3 protein-coding genes and 2 pseudogenes are annotated in these 9,948 nt (G+C 67.9%); 4 read left to right on the forward strand and 1 reads right to left on the reverse strand.

The window, feature by feature from the left end; translation table 11 throughout:
* Positions 1-391: 391 nt before the first annotated feature.
* From ACZ55U_RS30880 to ACZ55U_RS30890, 3 genes are all read left to right on the forward strand, one after another.
* Entirely contained in the window at positions 392-7,504 is a 7,113-nt protein-coding gene (locus ACZ55U_RS30880) for an RHS repeat-associated core domain-containing protein (RefSeq protein ID WP_465531341.1), read from the forward strand.
* A gap of 112 nt (positions 7,505-7,616) precedes the next feature.
* On the forward strand, positions 7,617-7,739 hold the full coding sequence (locus tag ACZ55U_RS30885; RefSeq protein WP_465531343.1) for a hypothetical protein: 123 nt from the start codon (positions 7,617-7,619) through the stop codon (positions 7,737-7,739).
* A 1,036-nt stretch (positions 7,740-8,775) separates the two neighbouring features.
* Positions 8,776-9,090, forward strand: coding sequence for a hypothetical protein (locus tag ACZ55U_RS30890; protein WP_465531345.1), 315 nt, complete (start codon positions 8,776-8,778; stop codon positions 9,088-9,090).
* A gap of 122 nt (positions 9,091-9,212) precedes the next feature.
* On the opposite strand, the pseudogene ACZ55U_RS30895 reads toward ACZ55U_RS30890, so the two are convergent.
* A pseudogene (locus tag ACZ55U_RS30895) lies at positions 9,213-9,481 on the reverse strand (tyrosine-type recombinase/integrase); the annotation flags it as partial.
* Positions 9,482-9,524: 43 nt separating this feature from the next.
* Between ACZ55U_RS30895 and ACZ55U_RS30900 the strand changes: the two are divergent.
* Positions 9,525-9,948 (forward strand): annotated as a pseudogene (locus ACZ55U_RS30900) (transposase); the annotation flags it as partial.

Genomic DNA, 9,948 nt, shown 5'->3' on the forward strand with positions numbered 1-9,948 from the left:
GGTGTGACGCGTATCACCATCGACCGCTCTGGGTGACGGTCGGGCTGGGCGACAGGCCGGATCCGATGCGTTCCGTGAGGGAGCATCAGGTGCGCGAATAGTCAAAGCCGGGTAAAGCGCCCATGATGCCGAACTCTCCGTAATGTTATCAGTGATAATTGACTGACCGTCAGTTCGTTGACCGATGGATTCGGTTCGGTCACTGATGGATCACGTTCTCTGACGGACGTTAGGCTCCGCCGGAAAATCTCTGTTCAGCAGGCCCCCGGGTTGGGGCCTGCTTTGGCATGCCAAGGAGCACGTCGTGTTGGCATCATCAGGGGGTTTCCGCGCCGGACGGCGGTCACGAGGGAGACGGCGGCAGAGCACCGTCGCGGTTCTTGTGCTGTCGATGCTGGCCGGTGCGGGACCCGCACAGGCGGTGGAGTGGAAGCCGCGCAATCCCAAGCTCTGGTCGCCCCGTGACCTGGAGAAGATCCCGGCGGTGGGCGGCCATGACGCCGCGCCGGTGAAAGTGGTGCCGCCCAAGGGTGACGGTGCGCCGGCGGCGAAGGACAAGCCGGTCAGTTGGCCGGTCGCGGTGGACACCGAGGTGGACCTCACCCCGAAGGCCGCGACGCCGACGAGCGTCAGGGAGTCCGCCTTCGCCGCTGCCCCGTCGCCCGAGGCGGCCGGGGGCCAGGCCGGCGGGGCGCCCGTGTGGGTGAGTTCGCCCGCCGTGGCCGCGGTGGCGGCCGTGCCCGCCGCGCCCGCCGCGCCTGAGGCGTGGCGGGGTGAGCGGTCGGCGTCCCCGGGGAGCAGGGTCCGGGTGACGGTCGCGGACCGTTCGGCCTCGGCGAAAGCCGGTGTCAGCGGTCTGCTGCTGTCAGTGGGCCCGTCCGCCTCCGGTGGCGGCGCGGGTCCCGGCACGCCGGTCAAGGTCGATGTGGACGTGTCCTCGATCGAGGGCGCGTTCGGCGGTGACTGGTTGTCACGGGCGCGTCTGGTGGCGCTGCCGGCGTGCGCGCTGAGCACGCCCGAGCGGCCGGAGTGCCGTACGCAGACACCGGTGGAGACGCACCGCACGGCGTCGCGTCCGGGTCTGCTGAGCACCGACATCGAGCTCGGTGCCGGCGCGGCGTCGGCCGCTCCCGCCGGGGCCGGCGCGGCCGAGGTCGGGGTGCGATCGCTGTCTGCGGCGCCGGCGGGTGCGACGGTGCTGGGCGTGTCGGCGGCTCCGGGCGGTGCCGCGGGGACGTTCGCGGCCACCGGTCTGGCGCCCTCCGGCTCGTGGAGCGTGGGCGGCAGCACCGGCGGTTTCACCTGGTCCTACCCGATCGCGGTGCCGGACGGCCTCGGCGGTTCGAAGCCGAGCGTCGGCCTGGCGTACAGCTCGCAGGCGGTCGACGGCCGTACCGCGGCGACGAACAACCAGTCGTCATGGATCGGTGAGGGCTGGGAGTACACGCCCGGCTTCGTGGAGCGGCGGTTCAAGCCGTGCGCGAAGGACGGCCAGGCGGGCTCGGGCGAACAGTGCCTCGCGGGCTGGAACGCCACCATCTCGCTGAACGGCCGCTCCTCCGTGCTGGTGCGCGACGACGGCACCGGTACGTGGAAGCTGGAGGGCGACGACACCTCGCGCGTCGAGTTGCTGACCGGCGCGGCCAACGGCGACAACAACGGCGAGTACTGGAAGGTCACCACCAGCGACGGTACCCAGTACTACTTCGGCGCCGGCCGCAAGCCCGGCGCGGGTGCCGGAGCGCCGGCGACGAACTCGGCCTGGACGACGCCGGTGTACGGCAACAACCCGGGCGAGGAGTGCCACCAGTCGACCTTCGACACCTCCTGGTGCGATCAGGCGTGGCGCTGGAACCTGGACTTCGTCGTCGATCCGCGCGGCGGCGTGATCTCCCACTGGTACGACAAGGAGACCAACTACTACCAGCGGGGCGTCTCCGCGCAGAACCCGGCCGGCACCCGCACGCCGTACACCCGCGGCGGCTACCTGACCCGGATCTCCTACGGCTCGAAGCTCACCGACGCGGACAGCGTCAAGCCGACCGGCCAGGTGCTGTTCACCACCGCCGAGCGCTGCCTGCCCGACGCCGGCTTCGACTGCGCGCCGTCCAAGCTCAACGCGGCCAACGCGGGCAAGTGGAAGGACGTGCCGTTCGACCAGAACTGCACCGCCACCGTCACCGACGCCTGCACCAACTACCAGGCGACCTTCTGGACCACCAAGCGCCTGGTGAAGATCACCACCCAGGTCCTCAACGGCGGCACCTACGCCGACGTCGACTCCTACGCGCTCAACCACGAGTACCCGGACCCGTCGGACCGGACCGCGCCGGCCCAGTGGCTGTCCTCCATCACCCACACCGGGCACGACGGCGCCAACAGCCTCACGCAGAATCCCATCACCTTCACCGGCACGTTCCTCAACAACCGCGTCGACTCCAGCTCGGACAACCGCCCCGCGCTCAACCGCCGCCGCATCACCGGCGTGACGGCGGAGACCGGCAAGGTCACCGAGGTCTTCTACGCGGCGCAGGACTGCGCCCCGGGCGCGCTGCCCGGCAGCCAGGACGGCAACGACAAGCGCTGCTACCCGGTGTACTGGAACCCGGACGACAAGAGCCCGCTCGACCCGACGCTGGACTGGTTCCACAAGTACGTGGTCTCCGGGGTCACCGAGCGCGACCCGTTCGCCGGCTCGCCCGCCCGCGTCACCACCTACGAGTACGTCGGCGGCGCGGCCTGGCACCGTGACGACGACGAGTACACCGAGACCAAGCGCCGCACCTGGAACCAGTTCCGCGGCTACGAGCAGGTCATCACCCGCAGCGGTGCGGCCCCCGACCCGATCGGCAAAGCCGTCGCGTTCTACCTGCGCGGCATGGACGGCGACTACAAGGCCGACGGCTCCAAGCGGTCCGTCACCTACACGGACATCAACGGCGCGACCGTCAAGGACGCCAACCCCCTGGCCGGTTCGCTGCGCGAGCGGCACACCTACGCCTCCGACGGCGGCGCGGTCGTCGCGATCTCCAAGGCCGACCCGTGGCTGTCGGGCGCCAACGCCACGCACGCCCGCGGCCCCGGCCTGCCCCCGCTGGAATCGCGGATGCTGCGCAACGGCTCGGGCAAGGACAGCTTGCTGCGCTCGGACGGCACCTGGCAATCGACCTCGAAGACCGCGTACTTCGACACCTACGGCATGCCCGAGCGCGTCATCGACCGCGCGGACGGCCTGCCCGACCTGTGCGTGACCACCACCTATGCCCGCAACACCGCGGCGTGGATGGTCGACCGGGTCGCCGAGACGATCCAGCGCCAGGGCGACTGCACCGGAGATCCGACCGAGGCCGACACCCTGGGCCGCAGCCGGGCGTTCTTCGACGGCCAGGACTTCGCCACGCTCAACGGCCCCGGTCTGGTGACGCGCACCGAGGAACTGGACGGCTTCTCCGGCGGCCAGCCCGTCTACTCGCTGGTCTCCACCGTGGGCTACGACGCCTACGGCCGGGTCACCACCAGCACCGACGCGGCCGGCGCGACCACCACCACGGCCTACGAGCCCGCCACCGGCGTCCAGCCGACCACGGTCAAGGTCACCAACGCCAAGGGCTGGACCAGCACCACCACCTTCCACCCGACCCGCGAGGTGCCCCTCAAGTCGACCGACCACAACGGCCGCGTCTCGCAGCAGACCATCGACGCCCTCGGCCGCACCACGGCCGCCTGGCAGCCCGGCCGCACCCCCGGCAAGGACCTCGCCGACACCGTCGTCGAGTACCAGCTGTCCAACACGGGCACCAGCTCCGTCACCACCAAGACCCTGCGCGAGGGTGCCAAGGGATACATGGTCGGTGTCAGCATCCTCAACGCCTTCGGCGAGCCGGTGCAGACCCAGTCCTCACCGGCGAACGCCGCCGCGGGCTCGCGGGTCATCAGCGACACCTTCTACAACAGCCACGGCCAGGTGGTGAAGACCAACCAGCCGTACCCCAACCGCACCGGTGACCCCGGGACGACCCTGTTCGTCGCCAACGACAACGAGGTCCCCGGCCAGGGCGCCACCTTCTACGACGGTCTGGGCCGTCCGGTCGTCCAGACCTTCTCGTCCAAGGCGATCGAGCAGTGGCGCTCCACCGTCTCCTACCCGGGCGTGGACCGCACCGACGCCACCCCGCCGCAGGGCGGCACCGCCACCAGTACCTTCGTCGACGCCCGCGGCCGCACCACCGAGCTGCGCCAGTACCAGGGCGGCACCCCGCAGGGCGGGTACGACGCCACCCGGTACACCTACGACACCGAGGGCAAGCTGACCCAGGTCACCGACCCGGTCGGCAACGCCTGGAAGTACGGCTACGACGTCCACGGCCGCCAGACCCGTGCGGAGGACCCGGACAAGGGCACCAGCACCACGGTCTACGACGCCGCCGACCGCCCCGTCTCCACGACCGACGCCCGCGGCATCACCGTCGCCGTCAGCTACGACATCCTCGGCCGCCCGCTGTCGCGCAACCTCGGCAGCGCCACCGGCACCCCGCTGGCCACATACGAGTACGACACCCTGCTGCCCGGCCTGCCCACCGCCGCGACCAGCTGGTCGAACGGCAAGGGCTACCGCCAGGAGGTCACCGAGTACGACACCGGCTACAACCCGGTCGGCACCAGGATCACCATCCCGGCCGGCGAGGGCGCCCTCTCCGGCACCTACGACACCAGTACCTACTACGACCCCATCTCCGGCCTGCCGTTCCAGACCGACCTGCCCGAGGCCGGCGGCCTGCCCGCCGAGATGGTCATGCTCGGCCGCAACCTGAACGGGCTGCCGGTCTCGATGGGCGGCCTCGACGACTACGTCAACTTCACCAGCTACGACGAGCTGGGCCGCCTGGAGCGGATCACCTTCGGCGACGTTCCGAGGCAGGTCGCGCTCACCAACACCTACCAGCCGGGCACCGGCCGCCTGCTGCGCTCCTTCCTGGACAAGGAGGACGGGCGGACGTCGGTGGACATCACCGACTACACCTACAGCCCCTCCGGTGACGTCACCTCCGCCTCCACCTGGCGCAACGACGGCACCACCGACACCCAGTGCTTCACCTACGACCACCTGAAGCGCCTCACCCAGGCCTGGACCGACAAGGGCGGCACCACCACCCGACCCGGCCCCTCCGTCCCCGGCATCGGCGGCTGCACCAACACCACCCCCAGCCCCGCCACCATCGGCGGTCCCGCCCCCTACTGGCAGTCCTTCAGCTACGACGCCACCGGCAACCGCACCGGCACCATCGACCACGACCCCGCAGGCAACACCGCCAACGACACCACCACCACCCACACCTACCCGGCCCCCGGCCAGACCCGGCCGCACGCCCCCACCACCACCCAGACCAAGACCGGCAACGGCCCGACCATCACCACCGGCTACACCTACGACCAGACCGGCAACACCCTCACCCGCCCCGACAACGGCGGCAACACCCAGACCATGACCTGGGACCCGGACGGTCACCTGGCCACCGCGGCCACCAGCGGCGGCACGTCGTCGTACGTCTACGACGCCGACGGCAACCGCCTGCTGCGCCGCGACCCCGGCCGCACCACCCTGTACCTCGGCGGGACCGAGCTGACCCTCAACACCGCCACCAACCAGGTCACCGGCACCCGCTACTACCAGAGCGCCGGCGGCCCGACCATCGCCCGTACCTCGGACGGACGCCTCAGCTACATCGCCTCCGACCTCAACGGCACCGGCACCACCTCGATCGACACGTCCTCGCTGGGCATCGTCCGGCGGGCCTTCAAGCCCTTCGGCGAGGAGCGCGGCACCCAGCCCGCACCCGGCAGCTGGCTCGGCGAGAAGGGCTTCGTCGGTGGCACCCAGGACAGCGCCACCGGCCTGACCCATCTCGGCGCCCGCGAGTACGACCCCAAGCTCGGCCGCTTCCTGTCGGTCGACCCCGTCATCGACGCCACCGACCCGCAACAGCTCCAGGGCTACCTCTACGCCAACAACAGCCCGATCACCTTCTCCGACCCCAGCGGCCTGTGGTGGGGCTCGAAGATCGTCAAGAAGGCGACCCAGGCGGTCAGCAAGGCCGTCGACGTCGTCAAGGAGAACTACAACACCATCTCCAACATCGGCCACACCGTCCTGGACGTGGCCGGCATGGTCCCCGTCATCGGTGACGCGTGCGACATCGTCAACGGCGTCTGGTACGCCGCCGAAGGCGATTGGAAGAACGCCGCGCTCTCCCTGGTCGCCGTCGTCCCCGTCGTCGGCAGCGCCGCCACAGCCGCCCGCATCGCCTCCAAGGTCGCCGACGCCGTCGACACCGTCACCGACGTCGTCAAGGCCGTCGAGCGCGGCAGCGAGGCCGCCAAGGGCGTCAAGGGCGCCTCCAAGTCCGTCCCCTCCACCCCCTCCCGCCCCCGCGCCGCCTCAGGCGGCGGCAAATCCGGCCCCGCCCCCGGCGTGAGCAAGGCCGGCGGCGGCAAGTCCACCGGTGGTGGGACGTCCACGGGAGGTGGCAAGGCTTCCGGAGGCGGAGCCAAGTCCGCCGGCGCCCCCAAGCCCAAGGGCGGCAGCAGCAACGCCGGTGGCCGCGTCTCCCCGGGCTGCAAGAACAGCTTCACCCCGGACACCGCGGTGCTGATGGCCGACGGCACGACCAAGCCGATCGACCAGATCACCACCGGCGACCAGGTCCTCGCCGCCGACCCCACCACCGGGCAGATCACGGCAGAAGACGTCACCGCCACCATCACCGGCGACGGCGACAAGAGCCTCTACGAGATCACCGTCGACCCCGCCACCACCACCCGGACCCCGGAGGTCACCCACCCCACCGACGACGCGGTCAGGGCCGCGGCGACCTACACCGTCGACGTCACCAAGTCCCAGACCCTGACGGCCACCGACAACCACCCCTTCTGGCTCCCCCAGACCAAGGAATGGCGCACCGCCGACAAACTCCAGCCCGGCCAGTGGCTGGAAACCTCCGCCGGCACCTGGGTCCAGATCAGTACCATCCGCAGCTACACCCAACAGCAGCGCGTCCACAACCTCACCGTCAGCGACCTCCACACGTACTATGTGCTGGCGGGCACCGCCCCAGTACTAGTTCACAACTGCGACAATTATGCTGGACTAGTCGAGGAGCTGCGGAATTCTGGAACGGGCATCGACCCGGCCGATAAGAGGCAGCAGTACGAGAAGGTCGGGCGAGCGCTCGAAAAGCACTCGAATGAGTCGCAAAAGCGACCTTCATACAAGGAAGGCGAGTGGCCGAAGCCTGAAGGTAAGAAGAACTGGATGGCGTGGAATGCTCTGGGGCGGCAGGTGCATGATGAGATCCTCGGCGATATTGCAAGTGTTGAGCACTACTATTCCAGGAAGTATAAGAGCAATCTAATCGAGGTGCGCGCGGGAGACGGTAGGGGGGTCAGTTACTGGGTGCGCTCTGGTGGTGTGATCGAGTTCAAGGGGTTCCTTGATGCGGGATTTTAATCGTACGCCTCAATGGCATAATGGATGTGCCATTGAGATTGTTAACTTTTCGCCGATCGATTCAAGCGAGGTAATTGTCGAATTTCGCTCCAGGGATGACCATGGTGCCATTGTGGAGATCCTGGAGGTTTTTCGGCATGAAGGATCGGAGGAGTTGTTTATTCGCTTGATTGAAGAGTCGGTGAGCACTCGCCTGATCCTGTGGGCAATTGACGAGGCGGCCCGTCGACTCTGAGATCTGCGGCACTGTGACGCCGGGTGGGTCCCTGGAACCTCTGGGGTGCGCCCGGCGTTTCCGTTCCTTGTGTCCTCGTGCCGCGCCGCGCGCTGTCGGGCACTTGTCCCGGTGAGACTGTGTTCGTCCTGACCGGGCGTTGCCGAGACATCGCAGGAGCCGCAAGTGGCCGACTGCCATGACAGTGGCGGAGCCGGCGGACTGAAGGTGCCGGCGCAGAACGCACCTCCGCCGCCCTTACCCGCTGGATTGCCGGGCACTGCGCGCAGACCGGCCATCAGTCGTACGAGCAGACCACGCGCACCATCGTCCGCGCCGAGCCCGGAGCGTGGCAGTAGGATCACGCGCGCGGCCGACAGCAGCACGCCTGGTCTACACCTCTGACGGCAGCGGCGACGGCAACAACCCCGGGCTTCAGCGCACATCCACGGACACCGACGGACCGTCAAACCACCGTTGACCTGCTAGAAAGCAGGTGGAGAGGGGTCGCCTATCACACGTACTATGTACTCGCCGGGACCACGCCGGTACTGGTTCACAATTCTGGATGCGGCCCCGACTTGGGGTCGTCGTGGAAAGCCGCGGCCGATCGTATAATTGCTGGTAGTACGGGCTGCGAGGCGTGCGCGCTTGAGATTCAAGCCAAACTTGGCGGTGGCGATATTCTTGAGATCTCGCCCGCGTTCAAGGGGCCGTACACCACTCTGCCATACAAGGGTGTGGATTCCGGCTGGAAGGTGCACTATGCCGTGGTCAAGGATGGGCGAGTATTCGATAATTGGACTGGCAGAACCGGTGAATCCATATCCGATTATATGGCGCGCTTCTACGATGACGTGGGATCGTTCCCTGTAGAAACCAGGACGGGTTCGCTGCAAGTTAATCCCAGTAGCGGCGGAGGCTACAGGTTCACTCCTGGCGGGTAGTCTGTAGTGTGAGCCAAAGCTGTGCGCCACGCGTTAGCAGCTTGCGATCGCGTGGCGCACGGCCCATCGTGCGACTGCGTCGAGTTTCGGGTCCTTTAGAAGGGTTGGACGTGCCTGCCGGGCCGTTGCGAAATATTTATGACATCCTTGACGATTCGCGTCTTCGGCGGGAATTTCTAGAGGGTGGGAGCCTTGAGATCCTGGCGAGCTTCCTCTCTGGCTATTCCTTGGCGTTGACTGTCCATGGTATTGATGAGAATTTTGTGCTGGATCCTGCTGGGCCATTTACTAATTGGTTGAGCTGGAAATATGGCACGCCGCTCACACTTGGGTGGGTGTCGGCCGTGGAGCGATTGATTCAAGAGGATGAATCTCCTGTCGAATCCTTCTTTCGCTTGCTGGATGCCTTCCGTGAGGAGCCGTAGGCTTCGCCCCGGTTGCGAATAATCAGCGTGTAGAGAGGCCCAGCAAGGTGTGAAGCCCCGTTGAACGTCTTGCGTTCCAGCGGGGCTTCTTGGCGTCTTGACGGCAGTAGTTGACGGCAACGTCAGCGGACGGGTGCTGCACAAAACGGTGGTTCGTCGCCGCCCTCGGGGCCAGTGGCGTCCTCGCTGAGGGTACGGCCGAGTAGACCGATGGCGTCGCGCTGGAGGCGGATGCGGACGTATGCGTACACCGTGGCGGTGGCGCCGATGTGGGCGTGGCCCAGCAACTCCTTGATGACGACGAGCTCGACGCCCTGTTCCAGGAGAGGGTCGCGGTCGAGTGCCTCAGGTTGTGGAACCGGATCGCCCGAGGGCGGGAACGGCGGAGCAGGGCGTTTAAGAAGTCATCTCATTTGGGCTTGTAAGCTGCTCGCGTGACGATCGTGGAGCGCTTGGTGCCGGACGAGCTGTGGGAGCTGTTCCAGTTGGTGGTGCCGGCGGCGCCGAGGCGGCCGCAGGGCGGTGGTCGGCGCCGTTACGGGGACCGCGAAGTGCTGGCGGCGATCGTCTTCGTCGCCACGTCGGGGTGCACGTGGGCCCAACTGCCGCCTTGCTTCGGCCCGTCCGGGCCCACCGCGCACCGCCGCTTCACCGAGTGGAGCAGGGCCAGGGTGTGGGCGAAGCTCCACCGCGTCGTCCTGGACGAGCTCGGCGCGCGGGGTGAGCTGGACTGGTCGCGGTGCGCGGTCGACTCGGTGAACATGCGGGCCCTGAAAAGGGGGAGCTGACAGGTCCGAATCCTGTCGATCGGGGCAAGTACGGGTCGAAGATCCACCTGCTCACCGAACGCACCGGCCT

This window comes from Kitasatospora sp. NPDC034533 (genome assembly GCF_055575155.1).